At 49.5% G+C, this 17,727-nt stretch carries 8 protein-coding genes; 3 read left to right on the top strand and 5 right to left on the bottom strand.

What is annotated here, in order from left to right:
- The first annotated feature begins 25 nt into the window (after positions 1-25).
- On the top strand, positions 26-4,018 hold the full coding sequence (locus CHH60_RS18155) for a glycoside hydrolase family 2 protein (RefSeq protein ID WP_095360471.1): 3,993 nt from the start codon (positions 26-28) through the stop codon (positions 4,016-4,018).
- A 69-nt stretch (positions 4,019-4,087) separates the two neighbouring features.
- Positions 4,088-5,059, top strand: a complete 972-nt coding sequence (locus tag CHH60_RS18160) for an alginate lyase family protein (RefSeq protein ID WP_095360472.1) — start codon at positions 4,088-4,090, stop codon at positions 5,057-5,059.
- A gap of 52 nt (positions 5,060-5,111) precedes the next feature.
- Here CHH60_RS18160 and CHH60_RS18165 read toward each other — a convergent pair whose 3' ends face one another.
- From CHH60_RS18165 to CHH60_RS18180, 4 genes are all read right to left on the bottom strand, one after another.
- The gene (locus CHH60_RS18165) at positions 5,112-9,626 is read right to left on the bottom strand and encodes an Ig-like domain-containing protein (RefSeq protein ID WP_095360473.1); all 4,515 of its coding nucleotides are present in this window, start codon (positions 9,624-9,626) and stop codon (positions 5,112-5,114) included.
- A 51-nt stretch (positions 9,627-9,677) separates the two neighbouring features.
- The gene (locus tag CHH60_RS18170) at positions 9,678-10,547 is read right to left on the bottom strand and encodes a carbohydrate ABC transporter permease (RefSeq protein WP_095289326.1); all 870 of its coding nucleotides are present in this window, start codon (positions 10,545-10,547) and stop codon (positions 9,678-9,680) included.
- Positions 10,548-10,566: 19 nt separating this feature from the next.
- The gene (locus CHH60_RS18175; RefSeq protein WP_095360474.1) at positions 10,567-11,466 is read right to left on the bottom strand and encodes an ABC transporter permease; all 900 of its coding nucleotides are present in this window, start codon (positions 11,464-11,466) and stop codon (positions 10,567-10,569) included.
- 83 nt (positions 11,467-11,549) lie between these two features.
- Positions 11,550-13,112, bottom strand: coding sequence for an extracellular solute-binding protein (locus CHH60_RS18180; protein ID WP_095360475.1), 1,563 nt, complete (start codon positions 13,110-13,112; stop codon positions 11,550-11,552).
- A 326-nt stretch (positions 13,113-13,438) separates the two neighbouring features.
- Between CHH60_RS18180 and CHH60_RS18185 the strand changes: the two genes are divergently transcribed.
- Positions 13,439-15,787, top strand: coding sequence for a helix-turn-helix domain-containing protein (locus CHH60_RS18185; protein WP_095360476.1), 2,349 nt, complete (start codon positions 13,439-13,441; stop codon positions 15,785-15,787).
- Positions 15,788-15,995: 208 nt separating this feature from the next.
- Here the strand turns inward: CHH60_RS18185 and CHH60_RS18190 are convergent, their stop codons facing one another.
- The gene (locus CHH60_RS18190; protein ID WP_095360477.1) at positions 15,996-17,717 is read right to left on the bottom strand and encodes a helix-turn-helix domain-containing protein; all 1,722 of its coding nucleotides are present in this window, start codon (positions 17,715-17,717) and stop codon (positions 15,996-15,998) included.
- Positions 17,718-17,727: the final 10 nt, after the last annotated feature.

Consider the following 17,727-nt stretch of genomic DNA (forward strand, 5'->3'; position numbering starts at 1 on the left):
GTCAAACGAAAGGAGTATTCCTACCATGCGAACTCAATATTGCTTAAACGGTGAATGGAATTTCATGCCTCTGTATGAGCAGGGTACTGGCTTCAGCCTCCCTGGAGAGCTGGTTTACGAAGAGCAGAAGGTTCAAGTTCCCTCCAGCTGGAGAAGTTCCTACGAAAGGCTGCCGGGAAAGAACTTTGGGGGCATTCCCGATTACAAATATGCGCCTTATGATGTATTTCAATATCCGAAGGCGTGGGCGCAAGCCGAAGCGGGAGTTCTTCACCGGTCATTCCGGGTGCCTCCATCCATGAATGAACCAGGGACACGGTTCTTCCTTCGTATGGACGGGATCATGCAAAAGGCTGCTGTGTATCTCGACCATCATCTCGTGACCATGTGGGAGGATGGTTACCTGCCTCTTCTCGTGGAGATTACCGAACTGGTCAGACATGATACGGAGCACGAACTTCATGTAGTCTGCGGCAGCTTTGACAAGGTGGAGATTCCTTCTGGTCAACAAAAAATCACGGGCCTTGCAGGCTCGTGGTTCGGTTCGATTGCCAGAGGGATATGGCAGGACGTATATCTGGAAAGTCGGCCGGAGATTTCGATTGCCGATGTAACGATCCGAACGTCGGTACGGGAGAATCGGCTGGAAGTCGATGCTGCGGTAATCCATCCCTTGGCCTCCTCCTTGAAGACATCCCACAAGGCTATTCTTCATGTGCGCGAAAACGGTGATTCGACGTCCTCCCCCATTCTTCAGGCTGAAGCTGATGTGTTAGCCGTGAGCGGCCAAGGGGATTCAAGACGGCTCACGTTCCGCCTGGATTGGGAGGACGCCAAGTACTGGAATCCGGAGCAGCCTTTCTTGTACAGCTTGGAGCTTGCGCTTCTGGACGGTGAACGGGTTATCGACCGGGTGGTACAGCCATTCGGCTTCCGTGAGATCTGGACAGAGGGTTCGCGGTTTATCCTTAACGGTACGCCCATGAACTTGCGCGGTGACTCCTGGCATTTCCAGGGTGCCATTCAACAAACGCAGGAGTACGTACGCACCTGGTACGGCATGTGCAAGGAGGCCGGAGTGAACTGTGTTCGTCTGCATGCCGCGCCTCATCCGACCTATTATCTGGATATCGCCGATGAGATGGGCATGCTGATTGTGGATGAAACGGCCATCTACGGTTCGAGCAAATCCATGCCTGCAGATCATCCCGCTTATATCGCGAACTGCACAGCCCATGTCCGCAGGCTGGTAGAGCGTGACCGTAATCATCCATCCATTATCCTGTGGAGCTTGCAGAACGAGATGCGCTGGGTGGACGGCCGCGATATATTCAAGCAGCATATGCCTTCCATGATGAACCTCATTCGCGAGTTGGATCCTACCCGCCCGATCATCGCAGAAGGCGATAACCGTCTCCTCCCCAAAGAACTCACGGAGGTGGAGAGCAGGCACTATAACATAGACGGCACAATTGACGCATGGGAACGCAAAGCACCTCTCGTGTTCGGCGAGCATGGCGGCTGGTGGTATGTCTGCCCCCAGAACAGCAGCATGTACGTAGGCTTGGCCGCGTACCAAAACACGGATGAATGTATCCAAGGTCTGGCCGAGAAGGAGCGGCTGTTCGTGGAATATGCGAGGCGGCAAGGCGTTTCGGGAATCTCCACCTTCAACTTCGCCCATTATTTCATGCGGGCCATGCCGGAACGCGATATTGTTCTTTCTCCATCCGCTTTAGATACGCCGGGGCCGAAGCCAAAAGTGATTCCAAAGTATTCTTTAACATTGAACAACGGCCTTCTTCCGCAGGAATATCCGCTGTATACGAAGAACCCGTCCTTCCCGATCATGGAAGCCTCTTTCAAGCCAGCTACCATGATACCGGCAGAATACAACCGTTCCTTCTTCGATGATGGGCCGATTTCCAGAAGCTTTGATGTCTATAACGATACGTTCCATTCAAGTAAGACACGGATTGAATGCAAAGTACGCCAGAAAGGCAGACTCCTTCACCAGGAGCTATTCCTATTCGACCAAGAACCGGCGGATCATGAAATGGTGACCGTAACCTGGAAGCCTGAGCCTGTTACGGACGTAACAGCTATACACGTTCATGCCGTAATGTTTCACGATGACAAGCTCGTTCATGAGCTGAATTTGCAGTACAAACTGTATCCCTCACATTATAAAACCACCCCGGTCTCTATAGGCCGACCTGTGGCCTACATAGGTCAGGACCAAGACTTCCATTTGTTGAGCAGCCTTGTCCCGGAATGCAGACGAATCCGGCTTGAACAGCTTGGTGAACTTTCACCTAATCACCTCGTCGTTGCAGGCAGCGGACTCGAGGATGAGGACGGTCAACTGGAGATGGCGCTCCAAGATTATGTACGGAGGGGCGGCCGTCTTCTGTTGTTGGAACAGCACCATCTGTCTCTGGGTCAATTGACGATTTCGCGGCAGGACTTCATCCGAGCCCACGCGGGCAGCTATGACCATCCAATCCTTCAGGGCTTGGACGATGATGATTTGATGTTTTGGGATGAAAAGATACGTGAGGAAGGTCCTCCTCCTATCATCCACGCCGCTTTCGAGAAACCGATCAAGGGCAATTTCAATATGATCCTGGAATGCAGCGCAGGGGATTTTGGAGATGGCGGGGACCTGTGGTCACCCCTTCTGGAATACCGGGACGGCAGCGGCTTCTTCATCGCTAGTCAATTGCAGCTCATGGAGCACTTCAATACCGTCCCTGCGGCCTGCTGCTTGCTGCGCAACATGCTCGCTTATGCAGGAAACGTTGAAACGATATCGATTCGAACGGGTGCATGGGTCGAACCGGGAGGAGCAGCAGAGCATTTCCTGCGGTCCCTTGGCCTTTCCTTCGACGTGCTTGAGACTATCACAAGCAGCCTTCTTGCGACATATCAACTGCTTGTCGTTGAGCCAAACCTCCTGTTGGATCGGGATTCCATCTCCCTGTTGAATGAATATGTTCGGCATGGTGGTCAACTCGTCGTCCTTCCCGCTGCTCCAGGTCATGAAGCCGCCCTATCTGCACTGTTAAAGCGTCCTGTCTCGATCCTGAAGCATGAAACGTACCACTTGCAGGCGAATTACGATAGACCTGCGGTCCAAGGATTAAGTCCGGTTGACCTGTTCGGTTTCGACAAGGTTTTTCTCTCGCCCAGAGAAGTTGTTAATCGTCCCTTGGCCTCTTACAGTCTGCATACGACCGATGCAGCGGTACTATGTGCAAGCGTAGAAGGGACAGCATGGAAGGATTATTTTGTGCATGGGCATACGTCGGAATACAGCAGGCTGGCATTGGTGGAGTTAAACCGGGATCATCAGCGTCCTGCCGGGAGTTTCGTACTACAAGCGGAACAGGAACAAGGATGTATCATTTTATCTCAACTGCTCCTTGAACCGGATTCCGCCAAGTCCATACGCTTATACAGTCGACTTTTGGCCAATCTGGGGGCCGCCATAGACGACGGTCTTCTCTATAGCTCCAAAGGAGACGCGCACTGGTCCGTTGAAAAGGTCATGGCACTGCCTTGCAAGCCGTGGATTAATTACGAGGAAATGAAGACCTATTATACGGATCCGGAATTCTCGCTGAACAATCTGGGCGAGGGGCTCTACGGCTGGATGCTCAAGAAAGAGCGAAGCTCTTCAGATGGTGCCTTTCTTATACAGAATCCCGGGGATGAGCGCTGGTTCCTGAGCTGTTTCGTTCATGGTTTGGACCCTTCATGTAGTCCGATCGATGGTATCCTTCAAGGTAAGCTTCAAGTCAACACAAACTGCGAATATGAGATTTATATAAACGGGTACCGTGTTCCCGATCCAGAGAGGCATATCGAGCTGCGTGCTGGTATTAATCGTCTGATCGCCATCGTACAAGGAGCCGGTGAGGACATCCGTTTCGGAATGGTATTTAGGAACGAAGCAGGTTCATATATGAGGCATCTTCAATATCGTCTGACCCTGGATGATGTAGAGCCCAAGTAAGTTTACTTTTTCGTATCTACTGCGATAAGGATATTGATATATCATTCCATTTCAAAAGAGGTGGGTTCTATGCATATAAAACATCCGACTGCACTTGAAGTTCTTCTTGATCAAGCAAACGAGAGTCTATCTGCGAACAGTCATGCGATTGCCACTTGGGAAATTCCTGGCTTTTACCAGGATACCGAGGGACACACGCTCGCGAAGCGGCGGATGGAAAAGGACGCCCAGGCGGCCTATACGACTGCACTGGCCTACCGGATGACAGGAACAGCTGCTTATGCAAGCAAAGCGAAGGAAATCATCATGGGCTGGGCAGTAGTTAATCGGGAGATTACAGGTGCGGACGGACCATTGGTATCTGCTTATCTGGGGGTAGGACTCATACTTGCGGCTAATGAAATTAAAGAATACGCGGACTGGAGTAAAGAAGAGCAGAGTGTTTTCACACAATGGATGACCCAGGTATGTCTGCCGGAGTGGGATCGAATCCCCCTCCGCAACAACTGGTGGAGCTGGAGTCTGTATGCCCAGCTAGCGCTGTATCGTTTTATGGATGATAAGCTTCGTTTGGCAGAAGAGGTTACCGCACTCAAAGGACATCTCGACCACTCCCTCTCCATCGAAGGATTCATTCCGGAAGAAGCGTCCAGAGGCAAGCATTCCCTGTGGTATCATTATTTCGCTCTCGCTCCGGTAACGGCTGCCGCCAAGCTCGTCCTGGACACGACGGGAGAGGATTTGTTCCACTGGGTTTCACCGGGCGGTAAAAGCCTCGAGTATGCCGTCGAACAATTCTTTCATTATGTAAACGGGCATCTAAAGGAATGGCCGTATGACGATAATCCGATCTTCCCGGCACAGCTCTCTGCCGGAACATGGCCCCTTGATCTGGTTGAAGCGATGGCGAACATCTATAAGAATCCGGACTTTGAACGTTTTGTCGCCCCTTACCGTCCAATCACGGGCAATATCAATATCAACAGCGGTCTTTATCATGCTTATGCCTGGATCTATCCCGAGCTGCAATTTCAACGTTAGCTATAAGAAAAAAGCCTTTCCGAATATGATCGGAAAGGCTTTTTTCTATGGTCTATTCTGTTGTTACAGCCTGCCCATCCCGAAGCAGGTAGGCTACTGCTTCCTCCGTAATATGTTTGCCGCTCTGGGCTTGAACCTCATGGAGGAATGCTTCCGTATTCCCATTATCCAGCTTCTTGAGCAGGCTGTTAGCGATCCCGCCATTGTCAATCCAGGACTTCTCCCGAAAGAGTGTTACCAGCGCTTTCAGCGAGCTGATATCTGCATAAGTGGAGAACGTTACAACCGCTTCCTGTTCATTTCCCGCTTCGTCTGTGGCGGTTACTGTGAAGGTGTGAGCTCCCAGGGGCAGCGTATAGAGAAGCACCGCCGCTCCATGCTGGATCTGCTGGTCATCAAGCCTTGCTGTACTCTTCAATTCATCAACCCCGGACACCTCATCAACAGCAGTCCATGAGAGATTCAGGGACTCTGCGCTTGAAAAGTCTTTGGCTAGCGGCTCTGCCACCGAAATCATGGGTGCCGAGGCATCCAGATTAAACGCCAGTGATTTCGCTTCCTCCGCGTTTCCGGACGAATCCAGTGAACGGTATAGAATGGTATAACGGCCATCCTGACTGAAGGTCAGAGATTCCTGATAGGCCAGCCAGGTATCCCCTCCATCCAGACTATATTCTGTCGATGCGGATTCAGAAGAGCCTTCAGAAGAATGCAAGGCAAGGGTTACAGGCTGTGTATACCATCCATTCATGCCGTCCGGTTCTGCCGGGCTCATGATAGCCGTGGTCTCAGGAGCCGTTCGATCCGTATCGATCAGGGAAAATTGGATGTCATCAAACCACATTTCGCTGAACCCGCCAACATAGAAGCCTACCGTTCCAGATGGATTGTGCTTGGTATCCGACCCTTCAAGTCTAAGTTCCCCGTTAACGTAAACGCGGATGTCCGCACCTTCGGCCCGGATGCGAATGGTATACTCCGTATCAGGCTTCAGGTCCTCTTCAGACAGATTCGTCGTTTTCAGAGCTGTCCATGCTCCATTATAAAGAATCCATTGTGAAGTGCCGTCCGCCAGCCTCTTGTATGCGATTTTCCCGGATGTGCTGGAGACGGACCGATCATATACATATAGTGTTCCCGTATCCGGCATGACCGCCGGCGTTTTCAGCGTGAAGGTAAGGTCATAGTCGGTATATGTCTTCGGATGAAGAGCCGAGGCACCTTTGAGAATTTTATACTTTTTGTTGCCATCCACAGTTACGATACTGCGGTTCGGGTCTACCGGCCATCCATTCGCTCCCAAATCAAAATCCGTAAAGTGCATCACATTAGACACCTGAATGCGTACGGATGCTGAAGCTTCCGGGTTGGCGACTGATGTTACAGTGATATCAGCCTCGCCTTCCGCCAAAGCAGTTACCAAGCCATGTTCATCCACAGCGGCAATTCCCGGTTGGGAGGTATGAAAAATAACCTCCTTATTCTCGGCATCAAGCGGATCAAATTGAACTTGCAGCTGCTTTTGTTCCCCCTTGACCATGTTGACATGGCTCTCACCCAGCAGCAAACCGGATACTTCCCTGCTTGGAACCGTGAATTTGATGTCATCAAACAGGAGCTCACTGAAGCCGCCGGCATAGAATCCAACCTGGCCGGACGCATTGAATGTCGAATCACTTGCCTTTAGCTTCAATTTGTTATCCACGTAAACACTAATCTCCGGACCCTTAACGATGACTTTCATGTTATAAACCGTATCCGGCTGCAGATCAGGAGCAGCCAGCGTATTCTGCTTCACTGCAGCCCAGGCCGCATTATACAAGAGCCAGGCAGATGTTCCGTTTGCATACTTCCGGTAACCAATTCTTCCACCGCTTCCGCCAGAGTTCAAACGGTCAAACACATAGAATGTGGCATCATCTGCGATGACTTTCGGCGTCTTCATCTTAAAAGTCAGCTCATAATGGTTAAACTCATTCTCGTTTAGCGTTGTTGCTCCTTTAACGAGCTTATACATATGGTTGCCGCCTTCCACCTCGACAATGCTCCGGTTCGGGTCTGTCGGCCAGCTGTTCCTGCCGTTTTCGAAATCGGTATAATCGATAATGCCATCCCCAACTTCAACGGTAACCTGAACCTCATCCTTTAAGGCCGGGTTGTCAGCAGAAACGGCTGTAATCGTTGCGTTCCCTATACTAACCCCCTTCAACTTGCCGCTTGGATCCACCTTAACAATCGATGGGTCGCTCGACGTGTACTGAATAGCGGGGTTCGTTGCGTTCCAGGGAATTACTGCGGAATACAGAGCGTATGACTTCCCAATCCCGATGGTTACGCTTTCGTCATACAATTGGATTCGATCCACAGCAATGTGATCCGGAGCCAGATACGGACCGGCTTTCCCCTGGATTCCTATCTCGCTGAAAGGGATGGCCGGGAAGCCAGGGATCTTTTGGAACACTTCCGCATCCGGCTTCAAATTCAAATCCCCATTTGCCAGATTAACGAAGCCAGGATCATGATCCGTAATCCAGTTGTTCGCATACTGGAGCAGGTTTCGTTTGTCATTTGCTCCCTGATTATTCGTGCCGCTTAATTTCCTCGTCGGGTTATAGATCACATTGTTCTGAAACGTGTTGGTATCCGGAAAATACCGGTTCTCCGTGAAGAAATCCGCCAGTTCCGGGTATTTCTCCATATGCGGCGTGCCTTCGAAATTATTGTTCTTTTCAAACAACGCTTTCCATTTGGGCATATAGTTTTTGGATATTTGCTGATCCGGTTGATCGCCTAGATACATGTCCGAATATTCATACGGTACTTTGGCATCAATAAAAAGATTGTTTCGGGTCTTGATATGGGCACCGCCGTTATTGAGGATGGCATCGTTACCCATGCCGTTAAATATGTTCTCTTCAATGGTAATGCCCATGGTAAAGTTATCGGGATATACCCCTTGAACCCCTGCCTTGCCTTCCCCGATATTGTGGAAATAATTCCGGCGGATTACCGATCCCCGTTCCTGAGGCGACTCGCCCAGATTCATATAGATGGCGCCGAGGTCCGAGAAGGTTTTGCAGACGTCATAAATGTTGTTGTATTCCACGAGATGGTCATTGCCGAAGATCAGCATTCCCGGATGGGGAGCGTCATGAATTTCGTTGTGGGAAACCTTGTTCCCCGCACCCGTCAGGAAGATGCTCGGATTATAGGCTTTGTGGTAGTAAGCAAAATCATGGATATGGCTGTTCTCCACGACATTGTTTCCTGGCTCAAGCGTCTTCTTATCTCCGCCATTCAGAATCACCCCGGTCCCGCCGATGTGATGAATATGGGAGCTGCTCACCGCATGATTCACTCCGTCCACTTTGGCAAAGTCGTTATATAACCAGCGGCTCTGCGTATTGATCAACACGCCTCCATTGGAGAAATTACGTATTTCGCAGTGCTCCAATCGGACGCTGTCCCCGCCCATAATGACTGCTGCGGAGTCCCGGCCATTCTCCAGGATCAGGTCCTCAAAGGTCACATGCGAAAGATTATTCGCGTTAATCATCGGTGTTTTAAGCATCGTAACCATGATCTCAGGATGATCACTTTCAAAGGCAGCCGTAGGCATGAAGTAGAGTTTGCCTTGCTTCCGGTCGATGTAATATTCACCAGGCATATCGATCTCCTCAAGCAAGTTTTGGGCAAAATGGAAGTCCGGGTACCAGTTGGTAAACAGACCGCTCATCTCTCCGTATGCCAAGGTAATCGTCTTGTTACTTGTATTGATGGATGCCACTTGGTTGTACGACCATTCCCAGCTGTAACCGAATATACCATCCAACCAGATGTCATCCGCCTCTTCCCATAGATCCGGTCTTTCGTAATTGTAGGTAAAGGTCCCGCCACGTGTCTGCAAATCCGGGTCACTGCGGGTAGGTCCGGGATCGGTGATGGTGCCCATCTGGACCGTTCCATTGTTGGGCCAGCGGGCAAGGGTCATGCCTTGACCTTCGACATACAGCTCCATCGGCGGAACCTGACTGACGTCATTGGCTTTGTAATAACCATGCCGGCTCATTACACCGTAATCCGTGATGCCTTGAGCTTTCAGGTCTACCTGCAGAACCTTCGTTCTGGCATCCGCACTGATGATTCGGTCCAGGACATTCGTGTCCGTTACCGGAGAAAACCAGCTTTTCTGAAGTTCCAGACCGCCGTTTAACCGCACGCTTTCTCCGGGATAAGCTTTGTAAGTTATCCGCTTATTCTCCGTACCGGAGTCCTGCTCCTCCAGCAGAAAACTTTCGCTTCGATTATAGGTGCCGCCCCTTAAATAGACCGTCACACCGCCTTCAGGCAGCCCGGAACCCTTCTTCAATTGCCGGATTGCATCCCTGGCCTTTTCAAGTGTACGGAATGGAGCGGCTTCCGTTCCCGGATTCGAATCATCACCATCATTTGAAATATAAAAGACAGCACCAGGGTTCACCGCATCTTCCGCATTCACTCCCGTAACCGGCAGACACCCCACCAACAAGACCAAGATTAATGCAATAATGATCCGTCTCCTCATCATCTTCGGAAATACCTCCCTTATAAGATCAATCAGATAAAATGCGAATAATCACTACCCTTTTACAGACCCAATCATGGTTCCTTTTTCGAAATATCGAAGCAGGAAAGGATACATGACGATCACCGGCAATGAGCTGACAATGACAGCCGCCATTTTCAAGCTCTCCGGAGCAGGCGGTGTTGCAAGCGTCGCCGTAGTAAACGGATCAAGTTTGCTCTCGATGAGGATCTGGCGGACAACCTGCTGCAGCACGAATTTGGATGAATCGGTGACGTAAAGCAGGTTATCCATAAACGCATTAATGTGGTAAACCAAATTCCAGAGCCCGATCGTCACAAGAGACGGAATGGACAGCGGGAGCAGGATACGGAACAGAATTCGCAAGTCCCTTGCCCCGTCGATACGAGCTGCTTCGATCAGCGCATCTGGAACGGAACGGAAAAACGAGATCATTACAAGCACATGAAAAGCATTGGCAGCGGATGGCAGCACATAGACCCAGTGCGTGTTAAGCAGATGCAGTTCTTTGATTAATAGATATTGCGGGACAATTCCGCCATCGAAGATCATCGTGAACAACAGCAGCATGATCAGCAGCCGTTTCATGGGCAGATCGGGACGGGAGAGCGGATAAGCTGCGCAGATGGTAACGAGAAGTGTTAAGGCCGTCCCTACGACCATCCGAAACAGCGTATTCGCATATCCTGACCAGATTAATGGATAGTCCAGCAGCCCGCGGTATGCTTCCCACTCGAAATCCCGAGGATAAAAATGAAATCCGCTTCGAAGTGCTTCTCCCCTACCACTGAAGGAGACGGACAGGACATGAATGAACGGGTACACAACGATGAGTGCCAGGATGGACAATATAAGGTAGATCATGGCGGGTGCAATGAGCTCTTGCCATCTTTTTATTTTCATGACTGTCTTCCTCCTGCCTTTACCATAGACCGCTCTCCCCGCGGCTCAATTTTCGCACGGTCAGATTAGCCCCCAGAATCAGCAGGAGCCCCACCAACGATTTAAACAAGCCTATGGCCGCCGTGTAGCTGTACTGGAACTGCTGCAGACCTACCCGGTAGACATAAGTATCGATGACATCACCCGTTTCATAATTGACCGGGTTTAACAGATTGATGATTTGTTCAAAGTTTGCGCTTAAGAAACCACCAAGACTCAGAATGAACATAATAGCGACCGTGGGCATAATGGATGGGATATTAATTCGAATGATGCGCTGCCACCGATTGGCTCCGTCAATGACGGCCGATTCATGCAGCTCCGGGTTGATCGCCGCCAAAGCAGCAAAGTAGATAATCGAGCCCCAGCCGATATCCTTGAGGATTGAAGAAATGACCACAATCGGACGGAAATATTCCTTCTTTCCCATATAAAAGACAGGTTCCCCTCCAAACCACTTCACAATTTCCCCTACAACACCTGACGTGGGAGAGAGAAAATAAATAATCAGCCCGGACATGACGACCCACGATACAAAATGAGGCAAGTACATGGTCGTCTGGATAAACCGCTGGAAATACCTTGACCTCACCTCGTTAAGCAAAATCGCCAGTATGATTGGTGCGGGAAAAGCAAAGATCATCTGATACAAATTCAGGAGCAGGGTATTTTTAAGTAATCGATAAAAATCCCCATTCTGAAATATTTCCTGAAAATGGCGAAATCCGACCCATGGACTTCCCCATATCCCGTCGACGACCCGGAAATCCTTGAAGGCAATGACGACTCCATATAAAGGGCCGTATTTAAATACAACGAAGAAGGCGAAGGCAAATAGAAATAATAAAAGCAGCTCTCCGTGTTTTTTTATCGTTTTCATGGCGCACTTCCTTGTTAAACCAAACCGCCAGCCCTCCCGCAAGAGATGATTAAGCCCTCACGGGTGGCTTAGCCAAGTCAAGGTTATTTTTTGAATTGAGCTTGGTACATCTCATTGGCTTCCTTCGTTAATTCATCGCCGCCTTTTGCCTTCCATTCCGTCACGAAGGTATCAAAATCAGTCAGAGGAATTTCGCCGCTGATGATTTGAGCGAAATATTTTTGCATGAGTGACGTCAATTCCTGTTTGTATTTTCCGTCCGAAGGTAGCACAGAGAATAGCAGCGCATCGGTCCATCTTGGAGCAGATGAATACGTTTTGACCGCCTCATTCAGCTTCGGATCGGAATATTTGTCCCGATAAGCCTGGGTGGTAATGTTACCAAAAGAGAACAGGCGGATTCCCAGTTGATCACGCTGCTCCTGCTTATCGAATCCAGGCAGGAATGTCGTCGCCCCTGAGGTAGCACCGCTTTCAGCAAAATCCCATTGCTCCCCCTTCACACCAAGGCTAGTCATATTGATGGTCTCTTCATCATTGCTCTGTGCCTGTAGAATTTCGAACAGCTTCTCAAGCTTCTCGGGCTGATCCTTGACTTTGCTGCCGATAACCAGGAAATTGCTCTTGATTCCCCAATCCCAGGAGCCGTCACCGCCAGGTCCCTTCGGATTTTTGGAAAATGCCATCTTGGCATCCGGATTCAAGGCCAGCATTTCCTTGACTGTTGCCGATTCCGGCAATGCGCCTTTGCTGATCTGCTCTTCAATGACTCCGATCCGGTTGTTATACAGTTTCTTACGATATGAATCCTGTGTATCTGTAATAAATTCCGGATCGATGACCCCATCCTCATACCATTTGCGCAGCTTCGCCAAGGCTTCCTTGGTCTCCGGCATGATCGATCCATTTACAATCTGACCATCCCTCTCCATCCACATGGTCGGCTCCACACCGAATGCACCAAAGATGGAATAGAACCCGGATGACCACGTGGACGTAGCCGTTCCTGTCAACCCGTACGTATCCTTCACACCGTTCCCGTCCGGATCCTTTTGTGCAAAGGCATAAACGGCTGCCTCGAATTCATCCAACGTCTCTGGGACTTTCTGAATGCCGACCTGATCCAGCCAGTCCTTACGCCACAACATCCCCAGATCGTAAGGCTTCAAATCGATAAACATCGGGATAGCCCACAGCTCGTTATTAACGGTAACAGTCTGAAAAAGCTCTTTCTTTTTCTCAATATCCGCGTAATACTCAGGCATTTTCTCCTTCAACATGTTCTGATCAATGCTCATTAACACGCCCTGATTTTGGTAAGCGATTACATTAGAAGGATCACCGAGCATGAATATGTCTGGTATATCCCCGGAAGCGATGCTGGCGTCCGTTACCTTCACGGGTTTGATCTTTACATTGAACTTTTGTTCCAGCCACTTCTGAACCACCGAGTCATTGACAACTCCATCTGCGGCAAAGTGAATGCCCCAGGAGATTTCGATCGGATTGGAGTTTGCTCCCTTCGTTTCTCCTGCATTAGAACTCGGGCTTGAGGAGTTCGTCTCGGAAGTGCATCCGGTAAGCAAGCTTGCCGTTAAACTTACAGCTAGTAGGATAGCGCTTACAAATTTGATTCTTTTACTCAATAGAACCTACCCCCTGTTGTTGGATTGGTTATGGATTCGAGAATCCCGCATCCTGCATAACGACCCGGCCGGGTATTGGAAACGGTTTTTACATACTTAAAATTTAAGCTTTATACCTTCCCGCGCACAATCCTCTCTTTCCATTTTTTTTATGTTTTTGGCTTCCGAAGCCGTATAGAGCCACTGACGTTATTCCGTTTTTTGTATGTTTTTCAATTTCGATCTGTTCTAATTCCGCTGGTGTGATATATAATGGACTGCACAACTGTTGAGATCATCGACTTTTATTGTAAGCGCTACCACATCTGAGGTAAGGAGGGATTGCCATGAGGGGATTTTTAGCCATGAAAAATAACTCCATGTTCGTTAAACTGCTCCTATCGATGACTGCCATAGCTTTGATCACTGTTGTTCTCATTTCTTCGGTCACTTATATGATTTCGGCTGATAACAGTGTCCGTAACGCCATCAGTTATAATGAATCTGTCTTGACTCAGCAGAAGGAGCTCATTCATAAGGAGCTGACAACCATCGGAAATGCGGCCAATAGTCTGCTTATGGCTCAATCCTATGTGTACCATACCATCGGAGGCAAGCTCTCTGTAGGTTCATTAATTGATCTATCCACTCTTGTAGAAGAGCAAAAAAAGCTCAGTCCCTACATCGATTCCATCTATCTATACTACGCCCCGCTTGAACTTGTCCTGACATCACGTCCGGAGATAAAGACATCTCCTATATCCGACTTTGCTGACCAGTCCTGGCTGGATACCTTAAATCAAGACTCATCATCTCGTACCGTCTGGTTAACGGGAAGATCGAATGGATTTTCTCCGGATCATCCTGCGACCTCCCTGATTCAGAAAATGCCACTGATTGGCCAAGTGGAGGGCGCGATCGTCATTAATTTGAATCTGGATCGACTCTTCGCTGACTACTTAAGTCATTACAATAGCAAGAAAGGCACCATCATGGTCATTGGTCCACAAGGTGAACTCCTCTATTCCGATGCTCATGACAGAGAAGCCCTTCTTCAGCAGTGGGATGCCGAACAGGTAACATCGGAGAGCGGCTACTATATTGGTGATTCCGATCAGATCGTATCCTACAGTGCATCAAATATGACAGGCTGGCGATTCGTCGATATCACCGAACGATCCGTCCTTCTGCAAGGCATGAACCGAATTAAAGTCCTCATTTGGACAGTCGCCATCCTATATATAACGGCTGCTGTTGCTATCTCCTATTTATTATCGAGAAGATTATATCGCCCGCTGCAAAGTGTGATCTCCTATATTGTGAGCTCGGAAGAATCCGAACGGCGCGACAGATCCGGCGCTCCCAGCAGCACGGATGAAGCTGGCTTTATCCGTCATTCATTTGAACAGATGACACGGAACCGCGATATTTTAATAAAAGAAAAGCTGAAAGTGGATGAACTCCTCACCGGAAATCGCACGGCCATTAAGGAAAAGTATTTGAACGATCTCATTCTGGGCAACGTTCCAGAAGAAGCACCAAACAGACCCGACCATGCGGCAGAGCTGCTTGGATTACAGCTTGATTTCAATCGTTTTGCCATCCTGACCCTTGAACTCGAGGAGCATCAGCCGATGAGGGGATCGGAGGATATATTCCATTCCCATCTGCTCCAGTACGGTCTGATGGAAGAGCTGGGAAAGGATATCAACGGAGAAATTTTTGTCAAAGACAGCAGGCACACGGTCATCCTTCTCTCCTTACATCCGGATGCCGATGATACCTTTCCTGTGGAACAAGCCAGAAGTCTCAAATCATATTTTCTCAGTCGTTATGGGATCTCTGTGACCATCGCTGTCAGCCGCATTCACTCCGGAGAACAAGTCGTGCGTGCAGCTTACAACGAGACTCAAGAGGCACTAAATATGAAAATCTACATTGGGAAGGGCGAAATTCTGCCCTATTCGATCCTTGATGAATGGAAATCGGAAGAAGGTACCTACTATTATCCGTATGAACTCGAAACGAAGCTGCAGCAGTCCCTGCTGAAGACGGATAAAGAGGAATGTACTGCCGTAATCCGGGCCATCACCCGGGAGGTGCTAAAGCAAAGGCTGGGTAAGGCCAATATTCATCAGCTGTACGTTCAATTAAGCGGGGAGCTGGTTAAAACACTCGTTCAGACGGGCGGCGAGGTGACCGCTGTTATCGGTGAAGGATCGTCCTATACCGATGCTCTGGCGCGTGCCGAAACCGTTCAGGATATGGAGAAATGTGTGTTAACGATATGCAGCAATATCATTGACTACCACCGGGAGAAGCGCTCCAAAATGACGGATGTGACCCTTCAGCTGGCAACCGAATTCATGGACAACCATTACAATAAGAATATATCAGTGGATAACGTGGCGGAACACGTAAAACGCAGCTCGTCCTACTTGGGTCGCATCTTCAAAGAGTCAACGGGCATGACGGTTAATGACTATCTCATCCAGCTGCGCATCAAACGTGCCATGGAGCTGTTGAAGCAGACAGATGCCTCCGTTGAGGAGGTTTGCCGGGAGATAGGGTACGCAAACGTCAGCTATTTCAACAAAATATTCAAGGCCAGAACAGGACTTACCCCGGGGCAATTCCGGCACCAACACACGGCAGACCAACGGTTAACTCAGGGAAAGGGGCCGAAGACATCCTAATTGGAACCATTTCCGAATGAAGAGCCGATCAGGACTGACCCTATATTCCGTTGTTCTTGTCATTCCGCAAAGAGCGATATATCCCTAAGATGACTCGCCTAGATATGTTAAATGTAAAAAGAAACCGTCCCTTTGGTATGTGATTGCGAACACATCCACTTTACAAGGAACGGTTTCTTTAGGGTTTATCATTTTCAGGATGGCACTCTCAAGCCAACAGAGCCTGAGCAATCTCATCGATGATGCCATTGATGCCGGTTGGTCCATAACAGCCGATCCATGTCGCGGCATCTACGGAATATATATGCTGTCGCTCATCCGTATCCAGCATCCCCCAGACGCTTTGCTCTGTCGCAGACATCCCCTCCTGCATGGTTTCGCTGCTAAGCAAAAAGTAGTGGCTGGCATGTACGGCCGGCAGTCTGTCAACCGAAATATGATAAGCCGTGTCGGAGGGATCGGCTACAAATAACGGGGCAGGCAAACCCAGGTCTCGATAGAGCACAGCACCTGTACGATGAGAAGCTGTATGTACCCGAACCATAGAGTCAAACGGACGAATTAATGCCACGCTCTTACCTGCCAGTACAGGAGCAAGTTCTTCTGACAGCAATGCAGTTCGTCGATGATAATCTGCAACGATTCGCTTGGCCTCTGCACGCTTGCCTGTCAGTTCACCGAACAGACTCAGAATGGTCTGCCAGCTCTCATTACGTTTAAACATGAGAACCGGAGCGATCCGGCTTAACCGTTCATAGTGCGCTTCATGCACCTCCGTACATATAATCAGATCCGGACATAGTCGTTCCACCCCTGGAAGATCGGGATACTCATACGTTCCAAGTAATTCGGTACCCTGAAGCCTTGCCCTGATATATTGAGGGAAATGGAATGCCGCACTTCCCGATCCTACACTGCCTGCCGGGGACACCCCAAGTGCAAGCAGATGATCCGCATATTGTACATCGAGTACAGCAATACGCTGTGGAGATATGGTGACATCATATTGACCTCGCAGATGGCAAATCACGGTGCCTTTTGACGACTCGTACCAGGAAGCCATGCGGTTCTGCGGCAAGGGATACATAGAGAGCTCATTTGCTCTCGAAGCAGCCGTTTGCCTATAGAACTGCGGAGGAACTCCATGATATTTCTTAAACGCCCTGCTGAAATAATACATATCGCGGTAGCCCATTCTCTCTGCAATTTCCCCAATGGGAGCATCGGTATGGCGGAGCATCCGTGATGCACTCTCCATCCGCAGCTGGATGACGTACTCCATCGGTCCAATTTGCTTCTCCTGTTTGAACCTTCGTTGCAGCTGTCTTACGCTGCATCCCGCAAGTGCGGCCAGCTGTTTCAGCTCCAGATTCTGGCGATAATGCCCCGCTATATACGCAGCGACAACATCCACCATGTCTGACGCTGTCCCTCCCTGACCACGTTCATACTCCATAATGAGTTCGTAGAGCATCCCCTGCAGCAGTGCATTGGCGTGAAAACGTTCCAGCCCTTCGCCCCTACTCCATTTCGCTGCAATTTTTTCCGCCATCTGAACCCATTCCGCCTGAGTTCCCGGGTGCTCAACAAATGAAGTACGCAGCGGGTGATTGCGGTGCGAGGGCAAAACAAGGGAGACTCCTTCCATGGAGACTGCCTTATACATGATCAAGATATAATCCATGTTGTCTGAGGTGGCAATCAGTGTAAAGGAGGATCCCTCAATCACATGAGCAGCAAAAGAAGCCCCAATGTGGCAAACTTCACCATCCATTGCAAGCTCCCCTTCTCCGCCGCCTGCCAGCAGCAACAGATTTGACGTTAATTCGGCTTCGCTAAGACTACTGCCTGGCTGCAACGTACCGCTAAGCACGTCAAGCATCTTGATCGTTGTATCACTCCATAGACTTGTTTGTTCTTGCAGCGGCATTTCTCTCATC

Source organism: Paenibacillus sp. 7523-1 (assembly GCF_002276415.1).
In the GTDB taxonomy this organism is placed as follows: domain Bacteria; phylum Bacillota; class Bacilli; order Paenibacillales; family Paenibacillaceae; genus Paenibacillus; species Paenibacillus illinoisensis_A.